The sequence below is a fragment of the Muricaecibacterium torontonense genome, assembly GCF_004793925.1.
Lineage (GTDB): Bacteria > Actinomycetota > Coriobacteriia > Coriobacteriales > Atopobiaceae > Leptogranulimonas > Leptogranulimonas caecicola.
This window is the reverse complement of sequence record NZ_SRYE01000005.1, coordinates 131,044-156,751: the sequence shown is the minus strand read 5'-3', so window position 1 is coordinate 156,751 and position 25,708 is coordinate 131,044. Positions and strand designations below refer to the sequence as shown.

Sequence of the window (25,708 nt, the reverse complement as noted above, 5' to 3'; positions counted from 1 at the left end):
CTCCAACCATGACAGAACAGACTACCAGCGGCGCTTGAGCGCCCTCCCTACAAGGGTTGATGCCCCTTCTGGGCCCAGAGCAGATACTCGTGATTGCCCTTGGTGCCGGTGATGGGACTCTCCTCTACCCCACAGATTCTAAAGCCACGCTCGACCAAGGCATGAGAGACCTTCTCGACAGCCTCGGCACGCGCTGCCTCATCGGTCACGATGCCGCCCTCGCCCACCAGCTCTTTGGCTACTTCGAACTGGGGCTTTACCAGCACCACAAGGGCGGAACGCTCGCAAAGCATCTCATCGATGGCCCCAAGCACACTGGTCACCGAGGTGAAAGAAACGTCGCATACTGCCAGGTCGATAGAGCCTTTGGGCTTTAAGGTGGGCACCTGCAAGATGTTGGTGCGCTCCAGCAAGCAGACGCGAGGATCGTTTCTCAGACGCCAGTCAAACTGGGCATAGCCCACATCTACCGCCAGCACCGAAGCCGCACCGCGGTCCAGCAGCACCTCGGTGAATCCTCCAGTAGAACAGCCCACGTCCATGCAAGCGAGGCCAGAAGGGTCGATGGAGAAGCTGTCTAGCGCCCCTTCAAGTTTGAGGGCGCCTCGGCCAACATGGGCCTTTTGGACCCGCACATGAAGCTCGCAGCCAACCTTTACCTGGGTGCCCGCAGAGCGATAGCGAAATCCAGGGCCAGACACATCCCCTGCCATCACCGCCCTCATGGCTTCTTGAGGGGTGGCAAAGAATCCCTGGGCCACCAACTCTTGATCCAAACGACGCCTAGACGAGGCCATCGCTAGAGGCCACCTGCAGATGGACTCCAAGCGCCATCGTCCTTATCGTCAAGGGCATCTTGGAGGGCTTCCTCGGCCACTGTCTCGCCTTCCTGATGCTGCGGCGTAGCCATGGTCTCGCCAGCGGAGAGAGCCTCTTGGCCCTCCTTGGCCAAGAGCTCAGAGGCTTCTTGGCCACCTTGAGCCTCTTGGGCTTCTACCAGGTCTTTTGCTGACAGGTCTGCCAGGCGCTCCTTCTCGGCAGGGGAAAAATTGGTGCGATCTACCAGCTCCACTGCCTTTGAGCCAAGGTTAATGGCTTCGTCAAAGAGATCCAACGAACGCTCTAGCGATGTGTCTTTGGCTTTGACATCTTTGACGATCTCATCTAGGCGAGCCGTGACCGATTCGAAATCGTTATAGGCGTGATCTTGGTGTGCCATAGAAACCTTCTACGCCTCCGAGATGTCTGAGTCTGCAGCCTCAGCCGAGGCATCGTCTGCCAGAGCAGCATCTGCAGCCTCGGGTCCTGCCCAAGCATTCTCAGCCTCAGAAGCCTCTGAGGCCACTTCCTCTTGGCCTTTGCGCAAAATGTCTATGCCCTGGGCGCGGTCGCGGACGATGCGGCCCAGAATGCCGTTAACAAAGCTATAGGACTCGTCGCCACCAAAGTCATGGGCCATTTTGACAGCCTCATTGATGACCACCGAATCCTCTACGCTCTCCTCAAAGAGCAGCTCATAGAGGGCGAGACGCAAGATATTGCGATCCACTGAGTGCATACGAGAGAGCGCCCAGCGCTCGGAGTAGGCAGCAAGCACTGGATCGATTTGTGCCAAGTGGTCCTCGCAAAGGCATGCAAGCTCTTGGGCGTAGTCGCTTGCAGGGCCATTGGTCACCAGGTATTCGTCTTCTAGCACACGACGCACGGGGCGCTTGACGCCCTCTGCCTGGAAGAGCAGCTGGAGCGCCTGGTTGCGCGAGAGGGCGCGGGTGCCCTGAGGAGGTTGGTAAGCCACGAATTACTCCTTGGGGAAGATCAGGTCATCGATGCGAATGTTGACGGCGTTCACACCTACGCCCACCTGGGTCTCGATGGCTTCGCATACCGCCTCGCGGATGTCTTCTGCCACCTCAGGGAAGGTGAAGCCAAAGAAAACCGCCACCGGCAGGGTGATGTCGAGCTTGCCGTCCACTACCTCGCAGGTCACCGTGTCATCGGTGACGGTGGGGCGAGCAGTAAACATAGTGATGAGACTGGTGGCAACGTTGTGCCCGTTCACATAGGCCACGCCGTCTACCTTCTCTGCAGCCACGGTCACGATGGAGGCAAGCACGTTATTAGAGATGGAGAAACCGTCGATCTGGATATCATCCGCCATGGATGCCCCTTTCTATAGAAGCTGGCGCGGGGCCAGCCACACAAGCCTAAGGATGCTTGTTGCGCTAGTAGGCTCAAGTATACGTCTCAAGCCTCTCTTAGAAATGATGCCCTTAGGAATCCCACGGCACACCGCAATCGGCAGCATTTGGTCAAAAAAGAGAAAAGAGGCACCCTCTGCAAGGAGAGCGCCTCTTACGCACGCAATCAACCAGAGCAGGCGGCCTTAGACGCGGGACACAAACTTGCCGTCGCGGGTATCCACCTTGATCTTCTCTCCCACGTTGAGGTACATGGGCACCTGGATCTGAGCGCCGGTCTCGATGACGGCGGGCTTGGTGCCGCCCTGGACGGTGTCGCCCTTGAAGCCAGGGTCTGTCTCAGTGATCTCGCACTCGATGAACATGGGAGGAGTCACACCCAGAAGCTCATCGTCTGCGTAGAGGAGCTGGCAGATGTCGTTTTCCAGCAGCCACTTGGCGTTGTCGCCAATGTAGTCTGCAGAAAGAGGCAGCTGCTCATAGGTCTCAGTGTCCATGAAGTAGTAGTCCTGGCCATCATTGTAGAGATACTGATACTCCTTGGTGACCAGCTGGACGTTCTCAAACTTGCTGCCTGCGTTGCAGGTCTGGTCGATGACGCGGCCGTTTTTGAGGTCCTTGATCTTATAGCGGACAAAAGCGCCGCCCTTGCCAGGCTTCACATGCTGAAACTCGACGATGGTATAGATCTTGTCCTTGATCTTGAGGCCCATGCCGTTTTTGAAATCTGCGGTGCTAATGGTTGCCACGTGGTACGCTCCTTCGAATGCTCACGGACGCATCTTTGCCAAAAAGCCGATGCGCCAAAAAATTGCGCGAACAGTATACCCCGTTGGTGTGCATGGTCCATGAAGCGGTGGCCCACTGGTACGCAGCCCGTAATAATGAGCCGTTTCATGCATGGGACGCCACCTACCCCTCGCCTCTTTGGTGCAGACCGCTCGAGCCTCCTACCACATCAGATCTATAGATAGGCCAGACTCGATATCAGTGTCTGCTGAGAAGTACGATCTATGCGTCAGCCAAGCGTTATGCCCCTGTTTTACTCATTTTATTTATTATATACAATATATAATTGTATTTAACGACAAAGCCGCTGGCTACAGCCGCAAGCATAAGTGCCCAAAACACAATCCGGTTTAGGCTATACATCTATTCTCATAAATTTATATGAATAGATCTGAGATGGGAGTCTTCGGCACCTTTAAGCGCGAGAACCTCGGGAAAAGAGGATCTTAAACCAACTCCCAATGCGCCTGCCTACCGAGCGAAAGTTCCCCATATTTTGATGAAGCTTTTCTCGGCCCAGATGGGAAGCCAGGCAGCGCACAAGATTTTGTCCATCGGAGACCACGAATTCAAGGGGATCAGTTTGATCGGTGGCAATACGAATAGATCGCACATAATGCGTGCCTACAATATCCACTGTGATCGAAGTGATGTTGTGCCAGGGGATCTGAATGTAGCCCACCTGGTTGTCGGCCACAAATTCCACGCCCACGTCTCCGCAGACCAGATGGCCCGGTTTGGGAAAGAGCATGCCCGCAAAGGTGTTGGCGCGCACCACCAAATCCACCTCGTGGTTGAGGTCCTGTGAGCGGCGTTCCTGAGTGACGACGTCGTCTGTGGCCAGCGAGCTCACGTCTTGTTTGCGACCAAACATCTTTGTCACTTCCTTTGGAGTTCAAAAAGAAGGTGGGACCTTCCTTGTCGAGAAGATCCCACCTTACACTACCCGCGCTTGCGGGAGGCGATCTTAGAAGATACCTACCAGAGCACCCAGAATACCCACGGCGAAGAGGCCGAAGATGATGGCGATGGGGTTAACCTTCTTCTTGAGCAGCCACATGCACAGGAAGGTGAGAGCCAGAGGCAGAAGGCCAGGCAGCAGCTGGTCGAGCACCGACTGCAGGGTGGTGGTACTCATGAGACGCCAGGTGCCGGGGTCGGCAGCAGTGGCGGCATCGACGTTTTGCACAACCGCATAGCCGCTGGAGGCGATGGACTGGAAGCTGTTGAGGCCGTTGGCCAGGACGTCCTGGGTCACAGGGGCGCCGTTGGCGATGCCGTTCAGAGCATTCACCAGCTCGTCAGCCGCGGGGAAGGAGTTGGCGGTAGAGCCCATGTCGGCCGTGGAGAAGACCACAGAGGACATGTCGATCGAGGTCCAGCGAGGGATGAGTACGCCCATGATGAACATACCCAAGACAGAAGCGCCGGTGGTCACGCGCTGGAGCAAGCCGCCGCCCAGGTCCTCGGAGATGGAGGCACCGGCCTTATAGCCAAACTCCTGGGTGTACCAGAGGAAGGCAAGGCGGATGACGTTCCACAGCACGAAGAAGAGGATGGGGCCCAAGATGTTGCCGGTGAGGGCCAGAGAGGCCGCGAAGGCGCCGAGGACAGGGCGCAGGGTGCCCCAGAAGATGGGGTCGCCAACGCCGGCCAGGGGGCCCATCATGCCGATCTTGACGCCCTGGATGGCAGCGTCGTCTACGGGAGCGCCGTTGGCACGGGACTCCTCGAGAGACAGCTCGACGCCAAAGACGGGAGCGGCCACATAGGGATGGGTGTTGAAGAACTCCAGATGGCGCTTCAAGAAGGCGGCCTGGTCTTCCTTGTTGGGATAGAGCTTCTCCACAACGCCGTTCATGCCGTAGCACCAACCGACGTTCTGCATACGCTCGTAGTTCCAGTTGGCCTGAAGGTACTGGCTCCTCAGGCATACGCGACGGCGATCAGCGACGGAAAGCGTGATCTTGTTATCAGCCATTGGTCTAATCTCCCTTCGGGTTACTCGTAGTCGTTCAGGATGTCGTCCAGAGCGTCGCCGCCGGCAGAGGCAGTGGCAGCAGCAGCGCCGCCATTGCCGCCTCCGTTGAACTCAGGCGACAGATCCAGATAGACGAGGGCCAGGCAGACGCCGATGATACCCATGGCGATGAGGCCCAGCTCGGAAAGGGAGGCCAGCGCGAAGCCCAGGAAGAAGAAGGGCCACACTTTGGCGTTGGCCATCATGTTCATAACCATCGCGTAGCCTACGACTACGATGAAGCCACCAGCGGTGGAAAGACCGGTGGTGATCCAGGCGGGAATGGCCTCGAGGGCAGCCTGGACGGCCTCGGTGGGCACAGCCCAGATGAGGGCGGCGGGGATGGCGATACGAAGGCCCTGAAGCATCAGGCCGGCGATGTTCATGGCATCGACGCCCTTGACGTTGCCAGACTCAGCCTGACGGTCGGCAGCGTGGGCGATACCGGTGGTGATGGTACGCACGAAAATGGTAAGCACGGTACCGGCTACTGCCAGAGGAATGGCGATAGCCACGGCCTGCTCCACGTCCATGCCCTGGTGGCAGACGAGGATGCCGGCGCCAATAGAGGCGAGAGCAGCGTCAGGGGCGACAGCTGCGCCGATGTTCATCCAACCCAAAGCGATGAGCTGCAAAGAACCGGCGAGCATGATGCCCTCTACAGGGTGGCCAGTGGCCAGGCCAATGAGGGTGCAGGCGACGATGGGCTGGTGGAACTCCCATTGGTCAAGTACAGATTCCATGCCGGCAAGAAATGCGACGACAAGGACCAAAATGAGCGAAAGAACGTCCATTGCTCCTCCTTACGGGCAACTATGAGGACGGTTAGGGCATCATGTGGTTCTTCTCGATGAGGCCAAAGAGATCCTGGCCGCTATCGGAAGGAACCTTCTTGGTGTCGAAGGTGGTGCCGTTGTCGCGCATGGCGATAAAGGCTTGCACGTCTTCCTCAGACACAGCAATGGCCTGAGAGATCATGGTCTTGCCCACAGAGTGCGCGATGGAGCCCACATTGATGTGCTCGATGGGCACACCGGCCTCCTCCACCGCCAAGGCATCCTCGGGGTTCTCAAAGAGCACCAGGGCCTTGACCTCGCCAAAGCGGGGATCGTGGTAGCACTTCACAAACTGGGCGATAGTGGTGACGTTGGCCTTGACCCCTGGAGGCGCAGCCTGAGTGATCAGGTTCTTGCGCAGCTTGTCATGAGCCACTGCGTCGGAGACCACGATGATGCGGTTGCAGCCAACGGTACGAGCCCAGTTGGTGGCCACCTGACCGTGGAGCAAACGGGAGTCGATGCGCACGTGCACCAGCTTCATCTGGCCATCACCAAGCACGGTCCCCTCGGGGATCGCAGAGGCTGCACCAGAAGCAGCGGCAGCAGAAGCGCCCTTGGGCTTAGGCTGTAGCTCCTCAGGCTTTACGCGCACGCCGCGGCGGCCCTCCACAAAGACCTTGGTAGCGATCTCATGAGCGGTACCCAAAGAGAAGCGGCCAGTGTAGGCCTCGATGAGCATGGGCAAGTTGAGACCCGTCACAATGGCCCACTTGTCATGACCCTCCGAGAAGGCGCTGCACTGATTAAAGGGGGTGCCACCCCAAAGGTCCACGAGGAAGAGTACTTCTTCCTGGGCCTCCTTGTCGAAGCTGGCGACAGCGTCCGCCAACTTCTGCCTGAAGTCATCGGGTCCTTCGCTGGGCATCAACGTCACTGCGCACACGTTCTCCTGGTCCCCGAAGACCATGGAGCCGGATTGCTTGATGCCGGTGGCGAACTCGCCGTGGCTTGCCAGGACAATACCTACCATGTCATAACCTCCTAAATGACTGCTAGGAACGGACATGTGCAAAACGCGTTTTCATATTAATGCACGGATTGCGAATGCCGCACCACAATCCCAGCTGAACGGTATGAAATGCCACTCTCGGATTAATCGTTGCAATTATCTGCGGGTTATATATAATATTTGACACTATGTCTCTTAGTTTTATATGACCTTTATCTGGTAGTCATTCATTCTTTGAATTAGCGGTTTTGTCTTGCTTTTCTTAGGCCAACGCATGCCTACTGAAATTTCGATCGGTAAGCTCTTCTACGTTTACCGAATTTTTTAGGGTCTTTCAAAGCAAACTTTTTCTTAAAGCTTCCTCCTTTTTCCTCTTTAGAGGACCTGCCGAGAAAAACCTCCCCCGCAAAACAGTGGGAGAGGTTCTTGAAAGTGCGAGCTATAAAGTCTGTTGCGAAACCTTTAGACCAATAAAAAAGTGCTTTACCGACCCACAGATACCAGCTCGTGGTCGAGCCGCGTGAACGGCTCGTAGCCCTTCTCGGTCACGATGCCGGTGTCTTCGATGCGCACGCCAAACTCGCCCGGCAGATAGATGCCGGGCTCGATGGTGACCACAGATCCTTCAGGCACGGGCTTTTCCCAGGAGAGGGCAAAGCTGGGGCTCTCGTGGATCTCGATACCCACGCCGTGGCCCAAGCCGTGGCCAAAGTAATCGCCATAGCCTGCGTCGCCAATGACTTTCTGGGCAATGCGGTGGATGTCTGCACCAACGACATCCGGGGCCACTGCCGCGGCAGCCTCTTCATGGGCGCGCTTGACCACTTCGTAGACCTCCCGCTGTTTGGGGGTAGGCTCCCCCACCACTACGGTGCGGGTCATGTCGGCATGATAGTCGTGGTAGAGCGCGCCATAGTCCATGGTGATGAAGTCGCCTTCTTTGACAGCGTACTCGCTGGGCTGGGCGTGGGGATTGGCGCCGTCGGGACCTGCGGCGATAATGGAGGCAAAGGAGACGGCATCGGCGCCTTGGGCCAGCATGTAGTTCTCCAGCTCGCCGCGGATTTGCTGCTCGGTCATACCGGGCTTGATGTAGGCGCAGATGTGCTCGAAGGCATCGTCGGTGATCTCTTGGGCGCGGCGCAAAAGCGAAAGCTCCTCGGCGTCCTTCACCATGCGCAGGGCCTGCAAGTCGCCATGAAGCACGGGCGTCAAGCACTGGGTGGACGCCTGCTCGACCTCATGGGCGAAGTCCTGGGCAAAACCCAGGCTCACCGTGTCTTCCAAAGCCACCACATGACAGCGCTGGGCAACGGTGAGTTTGGCCGCCCAGGCAGGGGCGCCCACACGTTCCATATCGATCTGCCAGAAGGTATCAAGTCCCAGGCGTTCCTGGAAGGTGTTGTAATAGCGGGAGTCGGTATGAAGCCACGCGCCCTCACCGGTAATGAACGCGGTATGGGCTACCTCGTCGTCAAAGGTGCGCTCTGCACCGGTGAGCCATCGAAGATCGGCGTTGTTGCGAAGGATCACGGCATCGTAGCCGCGCTCTGCCATCAGACTGCGCAGACGCGCCAGGCGGCCTTCGGTAGATGAAGCCATGGGGAGTCCTTTCTCTCACGGTCCGTTAAAGTCCGTCCCCTAGCTTAGCCATTTAGCCAGCTGCTTGGGCGTACAAGCTATCCCTCGCCTTGATTTTGTGACAGAAGCGCGCTTCTGGCCTGGCACCAGGCCTCCAGGTGCTCATCGAGCACCTCATCAGGGATGGATGCCAAACGTACGCGGCCAATGTCGTGAGGCACCGCGATCATGGGCTTGCCTGAAAGCCTTACGCTCTCCTGCAGGATGGCCTCCTTGAGCGCGCCGGGATCTACCTGGCAGGCCAGCTCACCTATGCCCAGCCGGTCCAGCAGGGCATCTTGTGCAAACACGAAGTCTACCGATGTGCCCACCGCACCCACCCCAAGGCGAGAGGCGAAGCGCAATCCTTCGCCGCGAAGCGCTGACAGAGGGGCATGAGGCACCAGGCCAGCCAGAGCGCGAGCAAAGACCTCGCCGTAGGAAAGCGACTGGCGCACAGCCACAGAGGAGGAGGCATTCACTCGGCCAAAGCCGCGGGCTGCCTCAAGAGCTTGGGTTTGCGTGGTCTCGATATCTGCTGCAGCGATTGCCTCCGAGCGAATGACCAGGTCGTTAAAGGCATCTTTGGACTCACAGACCGCAGCCACCACCATTAGCACCCGGCCATGAAGCGTGGACTCCACAGAAGAAGTGAGCTGGCAGATCTCCGGATCGCTATAGCACATGGCCATGCGAGTGCGGAAATTCACTGCAGCAGAGCCGGCGCCTGCGGCCAAAGGCTTAGGCCGAGAAGGACAGCAAATGAGTGCGTCGAGCCCTAAGGGGACAGCAGCCAGCGACATGCCGCCGCACCAGGTGCTGGAGACAAAGACATCCTCGGAGACAGAGGCCAGCCCTCCGATGGCTACGCAGATGTCGCCAGGATTGATATGCTCTTGCGCCAACGCCTCGTAGGTGGGGGCCAGACCCTCCACCAAACCTGCGTCCCGAGCGTCGTTTTGAGGCAGGCGCACCACACGGAAGCCTGCGTCTATGACGATGCGCGACAGCTCTTCCACCAGCTCCGGGTGAGCCGAGGCTTCTACCATGAAGACAGCCCGACGAGCGCGACCCGTACAGATCTTGAGGTCACGGCCAAAGCGGTCCAACACAGAGGGCCCTAGGCGCAGATCGCAGGAGATGCCGTTGGAAGCCACCGACTGGCGGTGGATGCGAGGAGGCTCTGGCGCAGGCACGTCTGCCGCGTGGGCTAAGACCTCAGGACTCAGCCCCTCAGTCGCCTCACCGGGATTCACCAAAGAGCGGGAAGCCGCGCGGGCTGCGCCTTTCTCGGCAGCCAAAGGCTCACAGGTTGCGGAGGCGGCAGGGATGGCGTCGGCAGTGGATGCAGCAGGTTCGAGGTGGCTCATAGCAGCCCTTCTTCCCAGAGCAGCGCACCGCAGTCGCAGGCTACCTGCTCGAAGGTTTTTCCAGTAATTGAAACGGTATAGTCGGCCACAGACATGTAGAGGGGCCGCCGCTCCTCATAGAGCCGGGCAGCATGGGCGCGATCGCCCAGGTCGGGCCTGCGATGGGTGGAGCGCATTTGAGCCAGTGAGTCCTCGAAGGTGCCGTCCAGAAAGACCACATGGCCAAGCTCGCGCAAGAGCTCGCGGTTCTCCCGGGTGGCCACCGTGCCTCCTCCGCAGGCCACCAAAAGCGACTTCTCCTGCTTGAGGCCAAGGAGGGCCTTGTGCTCCTCGGCCCTGAAGGCTTGCTCGCCGTACTCGATCCACACTCCGGGCAGCGTGCCGTGGAGCCTGCGCTCCACCACGCGATCCAGATCTACCGTGCGACGGCGAAACATGCGCCCCAAATTGCGCACCACGGTGGACTTGCCCGAGCCGGAGAATCCCACAAACAGCAGATGGTCGCAGTCTTCATGAATAACCAGCCCATCTCCCAGCGCGCGCGCCGGTGTGCCCATAGGTCCTCCTCTCGCTCGTCTCAGGTGCTTCCTACCGATACTAACACCCCGCGTCCCACACCTTCTCAGCTCATCGAAGTCCTGCCTCCGTGGCCCACCACCACACAAGGCCGCAGCCTGCACAGATCCAAGGGCCTGCAGCAAAGTGGGTTTTCTTGCCGATAAGAGCCACCATTCCCCCTGCACCACAGCCCAAAAGCCCACCCAGAAAGCCTACCAGCGGGCCAGCTGCAGCCGTAAGGCACGCAAGAAGCTTGATGTCGCCCAGGCCCATGAGGGAGATGTTGCGGCGGCGGCAGGCCAGCTCCAGCGCTGAGGCTGCCCCCAAAAAGACCAGCGCAGAGCCTGTGCAGACTGCAGGATGCGGCAACACGCCCCAAAGTGCAGGCCCCAAAGGAGCACTGGCAACAGCCAGGACAAGAGGGTCTCCCCACAGGCGCGCCCCCTGAAAGCCCAAGGCCAGAACCCCCGAAGCCACAAGCAGGCCGTTGGGCAGGCGGCGCCAGCGAAGATCGTTGAGAGAAGCGGCAACAAGCAACGCCGCCCAGATCCCCCACATGTGAGTCGGCCCTTAGTGGGCGTCCTGGAGGGGACAGACGGGCTTCTCGGCCAAGTGGGCAGCAGAAGCCTCGGGAGTCGACGGGGCTGCCTGATGATAAGAGGTGTCTTTTAAGGCCAGTTTTTCCATCTGACGGAAGATGCGGGTGTACCAGAGCTCCTTGGTGCTTTGGGGATCCACCAGTATGGAAGGGATCCCAGCCAGACGGGCAGCCATGAGATCGGTAAATACTTGGTCGCCAATGAGTACCGTTTGGCTTCTGGGCACACCCATCCTTTTGCAGGCATGCCAAAGGGCGAAAGGCGCTGGCTTCATGGCGTGATCCACTCGGGAGATGCCCAGCTCCTGAGCAGAAGCCTCCACCTGGGCGCTATGGAAGTTGTTGGACACAAAGCACACAGCGATGGAGGCGGCCTTCACCCGATCGATCCAGGCAGCCACCGATGCCGGGGCACTTGAGGCATCTCCGGGCACACAGGTATTGTCGCGATCCACCAACACCAGGCGAATATTGTGATCTACCAGCGCTGATACGGGGATGTCCGAGATGGCGTGAACGCGCATCCATGGGGTTGCTAAAGGCATGGGCTCTAAGCTCCTTGATCGGCTTTGGCCTTGTCGATGGCCGCCAAATGCTCCTCATAAGTCTGCGAGAAGGTGTGGTTGGAGTAGGAGCCGTTCTCGATGATGAGGAAGTAGTAATAGTTGGTAGACGCCGGGGCCAACGCCGCCTGGATGCACTCGATGGAAGGGGTGCAGATAGGCGTAGGCGGAAGCCCCTTGTTGAGATAGCTGTTGTAGGGCGACTCTTTGAGCAGGTCGTCTGCGGTAACCTCGCCCCCGGTGACATAGCCCATGGTGGCATCGGACTGCAATGCCATGCCGTCGCGCAGACGGTTGTAGAGCACCGAGGCCACCAGCGGCCTGTCGCTCTCCGAGACCGCCTCGCGCTCGATAATGGACGCCACCTTAAGGATGTCATAGTCAGTCATCGTGACATTGTAAGTCTGCTGGATGGCCTCCTCGCCGGCAGCGAAATCCACCTTGGACACTGCCTGCTGATAGCGATCCAGCATGGCTTTTATGACGCTTTTGGCATCCACCGTGAATCCGGAGAAGTCATAGGTGGAAGCCCAAAGGAATCCTTCCAACGAGTCATCTTGAGCTGCGGCCAAGAAGGGGTAGGACCCCACCCAAAGGGATGCCTTGGCCTGGTCCATGAAATCTTGGGCGGGAATACCTAAGGCAGACTCCACTGCAGCAGCGGTTTTTGCCACCGTGAGGCCCTCGGGGATGGTCACGCGATTGGCCGAGGTATTGGGTCCCTTCGTGAGCTGGTCCACGATGGCTTCCACCGGCGTTCCTGCAGCGAAGACATAGGTGCCCGGCTTCAAGGACTGATCTGCCTTGGCAGCCGCCACCGCCTTGGTGAAAGTAGCGGTATCGCTTACCAACCGTGCGTCCACAAAGGCCTGGGCAATCACATCTGTGCCGGCGCCTTCGGGGATCTGCACCTCGATTTGGCCTTCAGTCGCAAGGCCCGGACCCTGTGGCTCCGGAGCGCTTTGGCAGCCGCGCACCGCAACCATAATGAGTGCGCCAAGCGCCACCGCGACGACGAGGCCGACGATCAAAATACCCGCACCCGCGAGATTTCTGCGTCCAGCAGAAGCGCTGTTGACACCTGACACACGGCCACGAGGCTGCCCTACCCTACCAGCGCCCGAAAGCGCGCCGTGCACCTGGGTCCTCTGCATGGTGCGCTCCGACACCCGCCGAGTGGTTGTCCCTGAAGCCACGCGAGGTTCAGGCTGGTGCCCCTTTGCCTGCCGAGAAGAGCTCGCCCTGGGTTGATTGGAGCCCAAGGAGTGGGCAGGCTGTCGTGGCGTTGAAGATCTTTGAGGCTGGCGGCCGCCGCAAGTAGTCCCTGAATCCTCAGGGCCTGTCTGTGATCGCCAGTGATTTGCCATGCCGTCTTACCCTTTGTTCGTCTTGGCGTCGAGGTGGGATTGTAAGAAAAGCGATGCAGCCACCATATCGACCTTGCCGCGCATGGACTTCTCTGAGAGCCCCTGCTCTCTCAAGATACGCTTGGCTTCCCGAGAGGACAGGCGTTCGTCGGCAAACTCCAGGGGAAGTCCGCAGGCCTGTGCGATGGCGCGGGCCTCCCCCTCAATGCGCGCCGCCTGCGGCCCCTCCTCACCAGACAAAGTGAGGGGGTGGCCGCAGACCAGCACGTCGGGTTCATGGTCTTCCAAAATCCGCCTAAAACTGCGAGCCTGAGCGCGGACTTCCTGAGCAGGAAGCACGCATACCGGCGAGGCAACGGTGCCGGTGGCATCGCTTGCTGCGATGCCCACCCGCTTCTCGCCAATATCTAAGGCCAGGTAGCGCACGTTATTGTTCCTGAGTCAGGCGCTCGCGCACCGCATCGAGGGCCTGGACGATGACCGCAGGGCCAGGCAGGCCGCCCTGAGCCATGGCAGGCTTGCCGCCGCCGCGGCCGCCAAAGGCGCTGGTTACCGCCTTTACCAGGGCACCGGCATCAAAGCCGGCGGCCACAGCCTCTTTGGTGCCGGCAGCCAAAAGCGAGGTCTTGCCCTCGTCAGACTGGGAGACCAAGAAGCAGGCGATAGGACCTTTGGCCTGCTCGCGCAGAGTGTCCCACACACCGCGCAGATCGTGGGCGTCGCGGCCGTCCATACGGGCCACCACAGCCTTGTAACCATCGCACTGGAGAGCGGCAGCCAGTGCGTCCACTGCAGCATTGGCGCCCGCGCCAGACAGGGCACGCTTGAGCTTTGCCTTGAGATCGCGCTCGTGAGCCAGCATATCGTCCACGGCGCCCGCCACAGAAGCCGGGCGGCTCTTGAGGGCAGCAGCCGCGGCATCCAGCGCATCCAGGCGGCTGTTCACGAAGGAAAGGGCGCCCAGAGAGGTGACTGCCTCAATACGACGTGCGGCGCTGCCAATGGAGCTCTCGGAAGTGATCTTGAAGATGCCCAGCTCGGAGGTATTAGAGGCATGAAGACCGCCACAAAGCTCTGCAGAGAAGGGCTGCGGGCCCTCACCTGCACGCACGACGCGCACTTCCTCGCCGTACTTCTCGCCAAAGAGGGCCACCGCGCCCGAAGCCTTGGCGTCCTCCAAGCTCATGAGCTGGGTGGTCACCGGCAACGCCAGGAAGATCTGCTGGTTGACCAGGTCTTCTACCTGGGCGATTTGGGCCTGAGAAAGAGCCTCGAAGTGAGTAAAGTCAAAGCGCAGGCGATCGGGGGCTACCAGCGAGCCTGCCTGATGCACGTGGTCGCCCAGCACCTTCTTAAGAGCAGCGTCCAACAGGTGGGTGGCAGTGTGGTTGCGACGGATAAGCTCGCGGCGGCGATCGTCCACCTCGGCGGTGACGATGTCGCCCACACGCACGAAGCCGCCCTTGATGGCGCCTTCGTGGGCAATGAGGCCGTCATGGGAGACGGTGTTCTCTACCTCCATGCGAAACTCGATGCCAGAGAGCTCGCCGGTATCGCCGACCTCGCCGCCCATCTCGGCATAGAAGGGGGTGCGATCAAGCACGACCTCCACCTTGTCGCCGGTCTCGGCACGCAAGACGCTCTCGCCGTCGCGCACAATGGACAACACGGTGCAGCCGCGAAGCTCGCTCTCCTCATAGCCGCAAAACTCGGTGGCATCCACCGAGTCAGAGAGCGCCGTCCATACGTCAACCTGGCTCCAGGCGTCAGAATCGGTGGCGCCGGCGGCGCGAGCACGGGTGCGCTGGGCCTCCATGTCGGCGTCAAAAGCAGCCTGATCGATGTCGTGGCCGGCATTGAGGGCGATCTCGCGGGTGAGGTCTACCGGGAATCCGTAGGTGTCGTGAAGGGTGAAAGCCACATGGCCCGAGAGAGTCTCTCCCTCGCCCAGTTTGTCCAGCTCCTGCTCCAGATAGAGGCGACCGGTCTCGATGACCGAGGAGAAACGGGCTTCCTCTGCGCGCACGGTGCCCTGGATCAAGGCGGAGTTGTCCACCAACTCAGGATAGACATCGCCCATAAGGCGTGTGACCTCGGCCACATAGTCACAGAGGAACGCCTCCTCGATGCCCAGCAGGCGGCCGTGGAACACGGCGCGGCGCAGCAGGCGGCGCAACACATAGCCGCGACCCTCGTTGGAAGGCAGGATGCCGTCGCCAATCATGAAGCTCACGGCGCGGCTGTGATCTGCAATGATGCGCAGCGAGACATCTGCGGCAGGGTCTTCGCCGTACTTCTTGCCAGAAAGCCTCTCTCCTACCTCGATGAGGGAGTGCATAAGATCGCCGTCATAATTGGAAGACTTATGCTGCATGATAGCCGCCATGCGCTCTAGGCCCATGCCGGTGTCCACGTTTTGGTGAGGCAGGTCTACCAGCGTACCGTCCTCTTGGCGGTCGAACTGGGTGAACACCAAATTCCAAAACTCCAGGAAGCGGTCGCAGTCGCAGCCAGGGGCGCAGGTGGGGCTGCCGCAGCCCACCTCTTCGCCCTGGTCGAAGTAGATCTCCGAGCATGGGCCGCAGGGGCCGGTGGGTCCGGCGGCCCAGAAGTTGTCCTCCTCGCCCAAGCGTGAGATGTGGTCTTTAGCCACGCCCAGCGACTCCCAGATCTCAGCGCAATCGTCGTCGTCCTCAAAGACAGTGAAGTAGAGACGATCCTGGGGCAGGTGAAGATGGTTGACAATATAGTCAAACGCCCATTCGCAGGCCTGGCGCTTGGAATAGCCGCCAAAGGCAAAGTTGCCCAGCATCTCGAAGAAGGAGAGATGGCGACCGTCCAGGCCAATGGCGTCGATGTCGTTGGTGCGCAGGCACTTTTGGCAAGAAGTGGCGCCGATGCCCTCCTTCAAGGTCTTGGTGCCCAGATAGTATTGCTTGAACTGGTTCATGCCGGCGTTGGCCAAAAGCAGCGACGGGTCATCGGGCACCAGCGAAGAAGACGGGAACTTCTTGCAGCCGTGCTCTTCAAAAAAGTCCAAGAACGACGAGCGAATCTCGGCAGTGGTCATAGTGGGAAAGTCAGAGGTAGACAAGAGATCCTCCTCATAGGGCTGCCAGGGACGCTCCCCAAAGCAGCATTGCTGGGCACAGATTCATTCATTCTAATTCAGAGCCGCCTTCTTGGCAGCGCTCGCGCCTCTATTGCTACGGCATCGCCATTCTCTTAGAGCTCGCCTTTATCTTTGGAGCTGGGATGCACGGGTTTCTCGGCAGGTGAGCCCTGAGAGTCCCGAGCCTCTTCCTGAGGATCCCGGGGCTCATCAGAGGCCTCTTCTTGCCGAGAAGATCTCGCTTTGGGGGCTTGGGAGCCAGAGGTGGATTCAGAGTGAGCCTTGGGATGCTCTACAAAAAGCCGTAGCTCCTCGGCCCGCTCGCGCACGATCTCGCCCACCGAGGGCTTAGCGGGCTCGCCGCCGGGCGCAGCAGAGACGTCACCCTCGTTTTCGTCGGGAATGAGGCGGCTTGTGACAAAGAAACTGTCATCGTCGAGGGCGTCGCAGCTGGGAGCGATGGAGCCATCGGCGTGATGAAAGGGCGTCCCTTGGAAGATGGCTCCGTGGTAAGAGACGATCTGGCGTCCGGTACGGGTCTCGAAGTAGTAGATGAACACACCTTTGATGGCTGCAGACACCGGGATGGAGATGGCCATGCCCACCGCACCGCCAAGGGAGGAACCCAACACGATGGCCAAAAGGCTCATGGCTGGATGCACTTGGACAGCAGAGCGCATGACTACAGGGCTCACCACGTTGTCGGTGATGTTTTCTGCCACCATAGCCACAATGAGCGTCCAGAACGCGCAAAGGGGACTCACAAACAGCGCGGTGACCGTGGCGATGGCAGCGGCGATCCAGGGGCCAATGACCGGCACAAAGTGCAGAAGGCCGGTGAGGGTGCCCATGAGGGGCGCGTAGGGCTGACCTACCACGATGTAGCCCAAGAACGCGAGGCTGCCTCCTACCAGGGAGGTGATCACGATGCCACGCATGTAGCCGCCCATAGAACGGCTCGCCACCGCCAAGAGCAGCATGAGGTCATCTTCATGCTTGGGGCCTGCCACGATGGCGAACTCGCGCACGATGCGGGGGTAATCGCGGGCCAGCCAGTAGGCCAGCACCAGTCCCAGGAAGAACATGAAGAAGGTGTTCACCAGGTTCATGAGGTTGGGAATGAGGCCGGAAGAGATTTGGGAGGCCATGTCGTTGGCAAAGCGGGTGCCCATGGTGGAAAAGCCGTCCACCAGCGCAGAGATGTTGGTTTGAAACTCTGCAGTCTCAGTGGTGCCGTAACGCTCAAAGAGGCTGCGCAGCCAGTCCTGAAGCTCCCGGAAGTAGCCAGGAATGCGCTGGAGCAGAGTATTGAGCTGCTCTAGGGTAAGGGGCCCCAGTATCGCCAGCACGCCTATGGCCACACCCAGCACGATGAGCAGGGCCAAGATCGCGCCTAGCGCGCGGCCCACTCCTTTGGTTTCCAGCCAGTTGACGATGGGGCTGCAGATGAAGCCAACGATGATGCCTACGGCCAAAAACTCGATGGCCGGGGCGATGTAGCCCAACGCCCACACCACGCACACGAAGATGACGATAAAGCCGATGGCCGTCCACACACGAATCATGCGAAGACGGTCCTCGGCCGAGATATCCTGGATTGAATGATGAGCAAGGGGACGCGCCATAACTAGCCCATCAGACCTTCGGGATCAATATGATCTTGTACTTTTTTGAGAGTGCGGCGCAGGAAGCGGGAGACCTGCACCTGGCTTACCCCTAGACGGTTGGCTATCTCTACCTGGGTCAACCCGTCTTTGAAGCGCATGGTGAGCACCTCTTGCTCGCGGGGCGAGAAGGAGGAGATGGCCTCTTGGATGACCATGCGGTCGTCGCTGGCCACCAGGTCCTTGTCCTCTGTGGCGTAGCGGTCGAGCACCGAGGGGGCATCCTCGTTCTCAGAGCTCCCAGATTCCAGAGGCACCGAGCTGTAGGCGCTGGAAGACTCCATGGCCTCCAAGACCTCGTCTACAGAGACGTCTAAGTATTTGGCGATCTCATCCACCGAGGGAGAGCGTTGCAGGTCGCAGGTAAGCTCGTCTGTAGCCTGATTGACCTTGGCAGAAAGCTCTTGCAGGCGACGGGGCACGCGCACAGACCAGCCCTTGTCGCGGAAGTGTCGCTTGATCTCGCCCATGATGGTGGGCGTGGCATAGGTGGTGAACTCCAGGCCGCGCTCAGGCTCGAAGCGGTCAATGGCCTTGATGAGGCCGATGGTGCCCACCTGGATAAGGTCGTCCAGAGACTCGCCGCGGTTCTTGAACTTGGAAGCCAAAAAACGCACCAGGTTGAGGTGGCTCACGATAAGCTGCTCGCGAGCATCCTCGTCCCCTTCTTCTTTGTATCGGCAGAAAAGCTCCCGGGTGCGCTCCTTGTCCCAGGCAAGCTTGCCCCTGCCTGCACCGGCAGAGACGCGCCTGGCATAGGCGCCGTGGGTGCGGGAGACTTGAGGCTTGCTCTCGGTCACGCAGAAACTCCCCTCGTCTTGACCACGGTGAGGGTGGATGCCTCATCGTCGATGGAGAACTCGTCGGTGACAGCGCCCAAGATGAGCTGGGCATAGCCAAAGGAACCGTCTTCGTAGGCGTCTTCCACGTTGGCCTGCGCGCCCAGCGTGAAGACCATCTCAATGCGATCTTCATTGATGTCGAAGCGAATGCCCACCGACTCTTGCTCAGTGGCGGAGGCGTAGACGAAGCCCTCCTCTGCCGCCATGCGCACATCCTCGACGTCGTCGATAGACAAGCCGCAGACTACTGCGAGATTTGCCGCCAGCATGCGCACGGAGCGTGCGAACTCTGGCGCAGCAGGCGTTTTTAGCTCAACTGTCTTAGATTCCATGATTACTTCTCCTCAGAGGCCGTGTCGCTGGTCGCGCTCTCAGTGGGATAGGTAAAGTAGCCCGCGTCTTGGGAGACCGTCTCAACAGAAGGCTCGATGTCTCCCTGCAGTTGCGCGGCCTTCTCGGCAGCGGAAGCCTCCAGGGCCTCTGTTCCTGCCTTGCCCTTCTTGCCCAGCTTGCCCACGGCTTTGGAAGCGGCGGCGGCGGCCTTGTCTACCACGCCGGTCACCGCAGTGGTGGCATCGCTGGCAGCACCGGTGAGGGTGCCCACATCATTAAGGATATTATTAACCTGCAGCAGGTCCAGGGAAAGGGCGTCTACCGTGGTCTCCACCTTGCCCATAAGCGGCTTAACCTCCTGAATGGCGGGGTTAAGGTCTTCCACTGCCTGATCGACCTTTTTAATGGTGACATTGACGTCTTGCACCGTCTTGTCTACCTGGCCCATAAGGTCGCCCACCTGGCCGCGCAGCTTGCGCACCGCAAGTGCGACCTCGACGCCCACCCACACGAAGGCAGCCATCAAAACGATAAGAACGATAAGCACTGCGAGGTCCATAGGGGTCCTTTCTTGCTGCGTGCACGGCCATTTGCCAAGCTTATAAGCCAGTGTATGCGCTTGAGGGGGCGAGGCCCCCGTTTTTTCGTACCTATATCCTACCCATCCTCGCGCTCGGCGCGATCCCTGGCCGAAGCCTCCACACGCCAGGCCTCCCAACCGCGGGGCGAAGGGGCGTAGAAGCTGCCAGGCTCAAGGCCGTCGGGCAGGTATTGCTGAGAAACCCAACCTCCAGGATAGTTATGGGGGTAGCGGTAGGGGCCGTATTCGTCCGAACCCGGGCGATGGCGATCCCTGAGATAAGGGGGCACTTCTCGGCGAGGGCCATGGCGCACTTCATGCAAGGCTGCGTCGATGCCCGCTTCACAGGCGTTGGACTTGGGGGCCAGCGCCAGGTAGGTGGCCGCCTGGGCCAGGTTGATGCGGCATTCGGGATAGCCAATGACCTCGGCGGCTTTAAAGGCAGCCTCGGCTACCAAAAGAGCCTGGGGGTCTGCGTTGCCAACGTCTTCCGAGGCGCAGATGAGGATGCGGCGAGCGATGAAGCGGGGGTCTTCGCCAACGTCAATCATGCGGGCAAGCCAATAGAGCGCGGCGTCGGGATCGCTGCCGCGCATGGACTTAATGAAGGCGCTGATGACGTCGTAGTGCATGTCGCCGCCCTTGTCGTAGGGCAGCCCTCGGCGGGGGTTAGCCTCCTCCACCGCATGGACAGAGATCTCGATAGGGCCTTTATCCGGCGCCTGTTGGGGCAGCCGGCCATCGGGCGTGGCCATCTGAGCGGCCAACTCTAAGGTGGTAAGGCCCGATCGCGCATCTCCCCCCGCCAACGTCACCACAGCTTCCAGAGCGTCATCCGACAGCTCGAAGGCGCCGTTGAGCCCTTGGGGAGCCTTCAGGGCCCGCTTCACGATAGCGGCGACAGCCTCGTTATCCAGCGCCGTGAGCTCCACCACGCGGCTGCGGGACAAAAGCGCCGAGTTCACCTCAAAATAGGGGTTCTCGGTAGTGGCGCCTACCAACACCACGATGCGATCTTCCACCGCATGAAGCAGGGCGTCTTGCTGCGAGCGATTGAACCTGTGGATCTCGTCCACAAAAAGGATGGTGCGCTGGCCGTCTATGAGCAGGCGCTGCTCTGCGGCGCCGATGGCCTCCCGCAGGTCTTTCACCGTACCGGTGACCGCCGACACCTCCACAAACTGTGCTCGAGTGGTAGCTGCGATAATGCGAGCCAGGGTGGTTTTGCCCGTGCCCGCAGGGCCATAAAGGATGAGGGAAGACAGGGTATCGTGATCAATGGCGCGCCTGAGCCACGAGCCCTCGCCCACTGCCTGGGCTTGGCCCATGAACTCCTCCAGCGACTGGGGGCGCATCCTGGCCGCCAAAGGGGCGTTCTGATCTTTTTTAAGCCGCTCTTGAGCGGAAAATAACGTATCCATGGATAAGCATTGTAAGCCTAATACCAATAGGTGAGAATCAAGCTTTACGCATCTACTTCACGCGTCCCGGGAGGCCCTATGGACACCCACACCCCTCCTGCACAAAACCGACCGCTTATTGGCCTGTGCGGCCGCACCGACCCCACCTGCGAATACCTGCTCTATTTTCGCAGCTACGCCCAGCGCGTCTTCGAAGCCGGAGGCTTGCCGGTGGGGCTTCCTTATCACGAGACGGCGGCAGCCTGCGCCCCAGAGATCGCCGAGCGCTTCGACGGCGTCCTGTTCACCGGCGGCGCCGACATAGACACCGCCTCCTTTGGCGGCAATGCCTACGACGACCGCACCCATCACGCCCTAGGTCAGACGATGCCCCTGCGCGACGAGTTCGAAGGGGCGCTTTTGCAGGCCTGTTGGGATCAAGACGTCCCTTGCCTGGGGGTCTGCCGAGGCGTTCAAGTGATGAACGTGGGCCGTGGAGGCACCCTGGTGCGCGACGTGAGCGAGCAGCTCTGGAGCCACGGCGCCACCCTGGACGTGCACTTGCAGCCGGAACCCTTCGAAACGCCTGTGCACCAGGTCTACATAGAGCCCAATAGCCGCTTGGCCCAGATCTTGGGAGCGTTGGAGACCTCGGTAAACTCCCTGCATCACCTGGCCATCTCCACCGTGCCCGAGGGCGCCCATGTGACCGCCCGGGCAGATGACGGCACCCCGGAGGCCTTGGAGTTTCCCGACCGCACCTTCTTCTTGGGCGTCCAATGGCACCCAGAGATAATGGGGACCCAGCCACAGCTCTTCGAAGCCCTGGTAGATGCTGCCAATCAACGCCGCATCGCTAAAGGCCGCTAGGCCTTCTCGCCCGCCGGCTCGCCGCGCATCGCCTGGCCGAGAAGCCCATATATCCGCCTACGTACCTCGCCCGCGCCCTGGTGGCCACTGCCATATCAAATGGAATAGCCTGCCATGTTCACGCGTTCAAGTACTCTAAGTCTGTTTGATAAATTAGGGTACCCCCTGAGCGCGCCTGTGCCGGTTGCTCCCTTCTCGCTTGGCTGCGGCCCCCAATGCTCGCGCTCTGCCGTTCCCGGCCTCAAAGGAGACGCCCCATGGCCTCTGCCACGCCTCAAGAATCTCGCGCCCTCACGGGCCGCGCCCTCGTCATTGGCGCCCTGGGCAGCGCGCTGCTCACTGCCAGCTCGCTCTTCATCGCCCTCAAGATGGGGGCCCTGCCCTGGCCCATCGTCTTTGCAGCCTTGGCGTCCATCGTCGCCCTCAGGGCGCTGGGCAGCCACAACCTCCACGAGGCCAACGTATGCCATGCCGCCATGAGCGCCGGTGCCATGGTGGCCGGAGGTCTGGCCTTCACCATCCCCGGCCTCTGGATGCTTGGCCCTTCCTACCAGGTGACGTTGCCCCAGGTGCTTTTGGCTTCGCTCTCGGGCACCCTCTTGGGCCTCTGCGCCTCGGCGGCGCTTCAGGCCTACTTCATTCGCGAGCGCCGTCTGGCCTACCCCATTGGCGTCTCTGCCGCAGAGACCCTCAAGGCTGCCGACGATGCCAAAGCCGGCGACGCCCCCGTGCTTTTTGGGGCCATGGGCTTATCGGCACTCTATGCGCTGGTCCGCGACAACCTGGGGGTATTGCCCGCCGTCATCGGCACCGGCTCGGTGATCCCCGGCGTCACGCTGGGCATCTACAACTCCCCTATGATGGCCGCCATGGGCTTCATGGTGGGCGTCGCCCCTGCGCTGGTGTGGTTTTTGGGCGCCCTCATCGGCAACATTGGCATCGCGGGCATCCTGCCGGCACTGGGGCTCATCGCCCAAGAAGACGCTTCGGCCATCCAGTCGAGCCTGGGCCTGGGCCTTATGCTGGGCGTAGGCGCAGGAGCTATCGTCTCCGGGCTGCTTCCCCTCATCAAGCGTCGCATGGCTTCAGGCGCCCCTGCTGCCGAGAAGATCTCCGATGCCGAGGCTGCACGTCGCCTCTTTGTCCCCCGCTCTATGGTGGCCCTGGCCATGGTGGTAGTGGCCACCGCCCTCTGTGTGGGGCTTAACTTGGGGCTGGGGGCCTCGGTGGTCGTCATTGTGGGCGCTTGGTTTAGCGTGTACCTTTCGGCCTGGCTCACCGGCACCACCGGTGTGAACCCCATGGAGATCTTTGGCGTGCTGGTGCTTCTGTTGGTGCGCCTGTGCTTTGCCCAGATGTCCATGGAGAGCCTCTTTTTGGGAGCCGCCGTGGTGGCGGTGGCCTGCGGCATCGTGGGCGACGTCATGAATGACCTCAAAGCCGGCGACGTGCTTCGCACCAACCCTCGCGACCAGTTTATTGGCATGGCGGTAGGCGGCCTGGTGGGCGCAGTGGTGGCCGCCCTCATGCTCATGGCCCTGCTCACCGCTTACGGCGCCGAGTCCTTTGGCCCCCAGCAATCCTTCGTGGCTGCTCAGGCCTCGGTGGTGGCCACCATGGCCGGCGGCATCCCCCACCTAGAAGTCTTTGTGGCAGGTCTTGCAGCAGGTCTTGTGATGGCGCTGGCCAAGCTCCCGGTGATGACTTTAGGCCTGGGCGTATACCTTCCCTTCCACATGAGCGCCTGCGCGGGAGCCGGCGCCCTTATCCGCATCATCTTTGACGCGCGCCACAAACACGACGATCCCAAGCGCCGCGCGGCACTGGAAGCCAAATGGCAGGCGGCGGGCTCCGGCCTGTTGGGCGGAGAGTCTTTGGTGGGCGTGATCAGCGCCTTTATTGCAGTGGCTATGATGCTGGCCGGCTAAACGCTCGCGCGTTAGAGGCAAAAGGCGGGAACCAGCGCGGCCGGCTCGGTGAGCTGCGGGGTTCCCGAGTAGCCTACCAACAACCCATCCCTGGTCCACCAGGGCTCCGGGGTGCCCTTCCAGGTACGCTCATAGGAAGGGTCTTGGGCAAAGCCCTCATAGAGGGTGCCTGTGGCAGGCAAATCGGGACGCGCGTTAAGGCCAATCTCTCCATCCGACAAGAGCCACAACGAGTCCTCGCAGCTCTCCAAGGCTCCCCCATCGCTGCGGTAGGCCTTGCGCACAGAGACTATGAGCTGAGGAAGGCCGTCCGGCAACCCAGGCAAGATATTCTCTGCAAGATGGGTGCGCGCCACCGAATCCACCCAGCTTTCGGCAGGTACATCGCCATAAGAAGAGGTGTCTGCCGCTGCCAGGGCGGCAAAAGTGAGGCCGGCCATGCCAGAGCCATCGGCCTTGGGGTCATGAAGGATCCCCACCAGGCCAAAGGGCACCTCCACCCCGTCGATGGTGACCGGCCGAGGGGTGGTCGCCAGGTTTCCCTCGTCATCTACAAGGCCATAGCCGCGGGCAATGGTGGCGGCGCTCTGGGCATCTTTGGCAGCCGAGAGCGCTTGGGCCATGCGAGCCAGCTCCTCCCAGGAGTAGCTGGCAAGTTCTTTTTGCGCCGGCGCGCCCCAAGAGCAGCCGCCTAGAGCTGTAGTGCTCAGAAGGCTCAGCGCGGCCGCCAGAAACCCTTTGCGAGAAACCGGTGCCCGAGCAGTAATCACACGCAGGGACGGGCTCTCGCGGCGAGCGGTTAGAGGTTTTGGTCCCATGGGCCGGCTCCCTTGCCAAAGAAGTAATCATGCTGAGGAAACGCCTTTGCGGCGGCGGGATCCAGCCGCTCGGCCAGAGCAATAAAGTAGTCGTCGGTCATGCCGGCGATGTAGTCCACCACCGTTTGATCCAAGTCACGCTCCCAGTCGTAGGTGCGGCCGTAGTAGGAAAGGCCGGCGCGAATGGGGTCGATGTGGTGGACAAAGATAGGCGCCTGAGTGTTGCCGGCCGCCAGATCCTGGTACGCAGACTCGTACGCCAGCTCGAAGAGCCCTGAGAGAATCTGGGCCCCTTGAGTGCCTGCCACCTCGGTAGAGGCATAGATCTTACGGTAGTTTTCCTGTTTGGCGCGGCGGAGCTCCTCGAAGCCCTCCTGGCTCATGGCGATGCGCGGCTGGCCCAACGAGTGCGCCACCACATCGGAGATGAACGCGTCCAGCGCCCAAGAGTTGTAGGCGCCGCCCAGCCCGTCATCAAAGGCGTCTTCGCCCACATGATGGGCGCGGATGGCGTCTTGGCGATCCTTGCCCACATAGGCGATGATGTCCGAGAGGCGCACCACGCAACCCTCCAGCGTCATGGGGCGCTGGGCGCGCACCGTCTTTGAGTTGCCGGCGGTGCAGGCTGCAGCCACCGCAGCATCGAACTCATCAAAGGTAGAAATGCCGGAGACCTGAAACTCCCGCTGCTCGTACTCGCCGTTGTGGCAAAGCACCCCGTCCAGCGTCTGCAGGGTGAGATTGCGCCCGTAGATAGCGTCCAGCACCCTTACCGAATGCACGTTATGAAAGAAACGGCGCCCGGTGCGGCGGCGGTAGATGCCATCCAAAAAGCGCTCCCCCGCATGGCCAAAAGGGGTGTGCCCAATATCGTGACCCAGGGCGATGGCCTCGATAAGGTCGCAGTTAAGGTCCAGGGCGCGCCCGATGTCGCGCGCCACTCGACTCACCAGTTGCACGTGGAGCCCGCGGCGAGAGAGGTCCTCGTCGGCGTGGAAGCTGAACACCTGGGTCTTTCCCGCCAAGCGATTGTAGGCGGGCAGGTGGAGGATCTTCTCGGCATCGCGCATGAACGCCGGCCGCAGCGGCGTGGGCCTATCGCGGGGCTCATCGAGCCTGCGCAGCGCGTCCTCATTCTTGGTGGCGTAGGGGTTCTGGCCGGGATGGGCCACGTGATCTGCAATGAGAGCCTGCACCTCTGGGGAGAGGGGCCTGGCCAGATCGGGCGCCAAGGGGTTCTTGCGAGCCGTGGTGATAGGGTCTGCCATAGGGATCCTCCTTTCTTCCTTG

The 25,708-nt window shown here is 60.6% G+C and carries 26 protein-coding genes; 2 read left to right on the top strand and 24 right to left on the bottom strand.

Annotated features, from left to right (window positions below):
• Positions 1–47 precede the first annotated feature (47 nt).
• From E5334_RS08270 to E5334_RS08165, 22 genes are all read right to left on the bottom strand, one after another.
• Positions 48–797: a TlyA family RNA methyltransferase gene (locus E5334_RS08270; protein ID WP_136013119.1), complete on the bottom strand. Its 750-nt coding sequence runs from the start codon at positions 795–797 to the stop codon at positions 48–50.
• Positions 798–799: 2 nt separating this feature from the next.
• On the bottom strand, positions 800–1,219 hold the full coding sequence (locus E5334_RS08875) for an exodeoxyribonuclease VII small subunit (protein ID WP_136013118.1): 420 nt from the start codon (positions 1,217–1,219) through the stop codon (positions 800–802).
• A gap of 9 nt (positions 1,220–1,228) precedes the next feature.
• Positions 1,229–1,795, bottom strand: a complete 567-nt coding sequence (gene nusB / locus E5334_RS08260) for a transcription antitermination factor NusB (RefSeq protein ID WP_136013117.1) — start codon at positions 1,793–1,795, stop codon at positions 1,229–1,231.
• A gap of 3 nt (positions 1,796–1,798) precedes the next feature.
• Positions 1,799–2,158, bottom strand: coding sequence for an Asp23/Gls24 family envelope stress response protein (locus E5334_RS08255; protein ID WP_136013116.1), 360 nt, complete (start codon positions 2,156–2,158; stop codon positions 1,799–1,801).
• 225 nt (positions 2,159–2,383) lie between these two features.
• On the bottom strand, positions 2,384–2,947 hold the full coding sequence (gene efp / locus E5334_RS08250; RefSeq protein ID WP_136013115.1) for an elongation factor P: 564 nt from the start codon (positions 2,945–2,947) through the stop codon (positions 2,384–2,386).
• Positions 2,948–3,402: 455 nt separating this feature from the next.
• Positions 3,403–3,861 carry a DUF956 family protein gene (locus tag E5334_RS08245; protein ID WP_136013114.1) on the bottom strand — a complete coding sequence of 153 codons (459 nt, stop codon included), beginning with the start codon at positions 3,859–3,861 and terminating at the stop codon, positions 3,403–3,405.
• A 93-nt stretch (positions 3,862–3,954) separates the two neighbouring features.
• Positions 3,955–4,968 carry a PTS system mannose/fructose/sorbose family transporter subunit IID gene (locus E5334_RS08240; RefSeq protein WP_136013113.1) on the bottom strand — a complete coding sequence of 338 codons (1,014 nt, stop codon included), beginning with the start codon at positions 4,966–4,968 and terminating at the stop codon, positions 3,955–3,957.
• 20 nt (positions 4,969–4,988) lie between these two features.
• On the bottom strand, positions 4,989–5,801 hold the full coding sequence (locus tag E5334_RS08235) for a PTS mannose/fructose/sorbose transporter subunit IIC (protein ID WP_136013112.1): 813 nt from the start codon (positions 5,799–5,801) through the stop codon (positions 4,989–4,991).
• A 31-nt stretch (positions 5,802–5,832) separates the two neighbouring features.
• Positions 5,833–6,816 carry a PTS sugar transporter subunit IIB gene (locus E5334_RS08230; protein ID WP_136013111.1) on the bottom strand — a complete coding sequence of 328 codons (984 nt, stop codon included), beginning with the start codon at positions 6,814–6,816 and terminating at the stop codon, positions 5,833–5,835.
• A gap of 462 nt (positions 6,817–7,278) precedes the next feature.
• Entirely contained in the window at positions 7,279–8,397 is a 1,119-nt protein-coding gene (locus tag E5334_RS08225; RefSeq protein WP_136013110.1) for a M24 family metallopeptidase, read from the bottom strand.
• A 77-nt stretch (positions 8,398–8,474) separates the two neighbouring features.
• Positions 8,475–9,785: a dehydroquinate synthase/iron-containing alcohol dehydrogenase family protein gene (locus E5334_RS08220; RefSeq protein ID WP_136013109.1), complete on the bottom strand. Its 1,311-nt coding sequence runs from the start codon at positions 9,783–9,785 to the stop codon at positions 8,475–8,477.
• Positions 9,782–10,342 (bottom strand): shikimate kinase, encoded by a 561-nt coding sequence (locus tag E5334_RS08215; protein ID WP_136013108.1) that lies wholly within the window; start codon positions 10,340–10,342, stop codon positions 9,782–9,784. Before E5334_RS08215 ends, E5334_RS08220 begins: the two co-directional genes overlap by 4 nt.
• Before the next feature lie 70 nt (positions 10,343–10,412).
• The gene (locus E5334_RS08210) at positions 10,413–10,901 is read right to left on the bottom strand and encodes a prepilin peptidase (RefSeq protein ID WP_136013107.1); all 489 of its coding nucleotides are present in this window, start codon (positions 10,899–10,901) and stop codon (positions 10,413–10,415) included.
• 12 nt (positions 10,902–10,913) lie between these two features.
• Positions 10,914–11,486, bottom strand: coding sequence for a YqeG family HAD IIIA-type phosphatase (locus E5334_RS08205; RefSeq protein ID WP_136013106.1), 573 nt, complete (start codon positions 11,484–11,486; stop codon positions 10,914–10,916).
• A 5-nt stretch (positions 11,487–11,491) separates the two neighbouring features.
• Positions 11,492–12,658, bottom strand: coding sequence for an endolytic transglycosylase MltG (mltG, locus tag E5334_RS08200; RefSeq protein WP_167604357.1), 1,167 nt, complete (start codon positions 12,656–12,658; stop codon positions 11,492–11,494).
• A gap of 219 nt (positions 12,659–12,877) precedes the next feature.
• Positions 12,878–13,297 (bottom strand): Holliday junction resolvase RuvX, encoded by a 420-nt coding sequence (ruvX, locus tag E5334_RS08195; protein WP_136013104.1) that lies wholly within the window; start codon positions 13,295–13,297, stop codon positions 12,878–12,880.
• Between the two features lies 1 nt (position 13,298).
• Complete coding sequence (alaS, locus tag E5334_RS08190) at positions 13,299–15,941, bottom strand: alanine--tRNA ligase (RefSeq protein ID WP_136013181.1); 2,643 nt, start codon at positions 15,939–15,941, stop codon at positions 13,299–13,301.
• A 155-nt stretch (positions 15,942–16,096) separates the two neighbouring features.
• On the bottom strand, positions 16,097–17,608 hold the full coding sequence (locus tag E5334_RS08185) for an AI-2E family transporter (RefSeq protein ID WP_136013103.1): 1,512 nt from the start codon (positions 17,606–17,608) through the stop codon (positions 16,097–16,099).
• 2 nt (positions 17,609–17,610) lie between these two features.
• Positions 17,611–18,447 (bottom strand): SigB/SigF/SigG family RNA polymerase sigma factor, encoded by an 837-nt coding sequence (locus E5334_RS08180; RefSeq protein WP_136013102.1) that lies wholly within the window; start codon positions 18,445–18,447, stop codon positions 17,611–17,613.
• Positions 18,444–18,821 carry an ATP-binding protein gene (locus E5334_RS08175; protein ID WP_136013101.1) on the bottom strand — a complete coding sequence of 126 codons (378 nt, stop codon included), beginning with the start codon at positions 18,819–18,821 and terminating at the stop codon, positions 18,444–18,446. The genes E5334_RS08180 and E5334_RS08175 overlap by 4 nt, the downstream gene beginning before the upstream one ends.
• A gap of 2 nt (positions 18,822–18,823) precedes the next feature.
• Positions 18,824–19,381 (bottom strand): hypothetical protein, encoded by a 558-nt coding sequence (locus E5334_RS08170; protein WP_136013100.1) that lies wholly within the window; start codon positions 19,379–19,381, stop codon positions 18,824–18,826.
• Between the two features lie 98 nt (positions 19,382–19,479).
• Positions 19,480–20,823, bottom strand: coding sequence for a replication-associated recombination protein A (locus E5334_RS08165; RefSeq protein WP_136013099.1), 1,344 nt, complete (start codon positions 20,821–20,823; stop codon positions 19,480–19,482).
• 78 nt (positions 20,824–20,901) lie between these two features.
• Here E5334_RS08165 and E5334_RS08160 point away from each other — a divergent pair, with 78 nt between their 5' ends.
• Together E5334_RS08160 and E5334_RS08155 are read left to right on the top strand one after the other, a co-directional pair.
• Positions 20,902–21,672, top strand: a complete 771-nt coding sequence (locus E5334_RS08160) for a gamma-glutamyl-gamma-aminobutyrate hydrolase family protein (RefSeq protein WP_136013098.1) — start codon at positions 20,902–20,904, stop codon at positions 21,670–21,672.
• Between the two features lie 257 nt (positions 21,673–21,929).
• Positions 21,930–23,600, top strand: a complete 1,671-nt coding sequence (locus E5334_RS08155; RefSeq protein ID WP_136013097.1) for an OPT/YSL family transporter — start codon at positions 21,930–21,932, stop codon at positions 23,598–23,600.
• Positions 23,601–23,611: 11 nt separating this feature from the next.
• Here the strand turns inward: E5334_RS08155 and E5334_RS08150 are convergent, their stop codons facing one another.
• The gene (locus tag E5334_RS08150; protein ID WP_136013096.1) at positions 23,612–24,418 is read right to left on the bottom strand and encodes a DUF6273 domain-containing protein; all 807 of its coding nucleotides are present in this window, start codon (positions 24,416–24,418) and stop codon (positions 23,612–23,614) included.
• Complete coding sequence (locus tag E5334_RS08145) at positions 24,400–25,686, bottom strand: deoxyguanosinetriphosphate triphosphohydrolase family protein (RefSeq protein ID WP_136013095.1); 1,287 nt, start codon at positions 25,684–25,686, stop codon at positions 24,400–24,402. The genes E5334_RS08150 and E5334_RS08145 overlap by 19 nt, the downstream gene beginning before the upstream one ends.
• Positions 25,687–25,708: the final 22 nt, after the last annotated feature.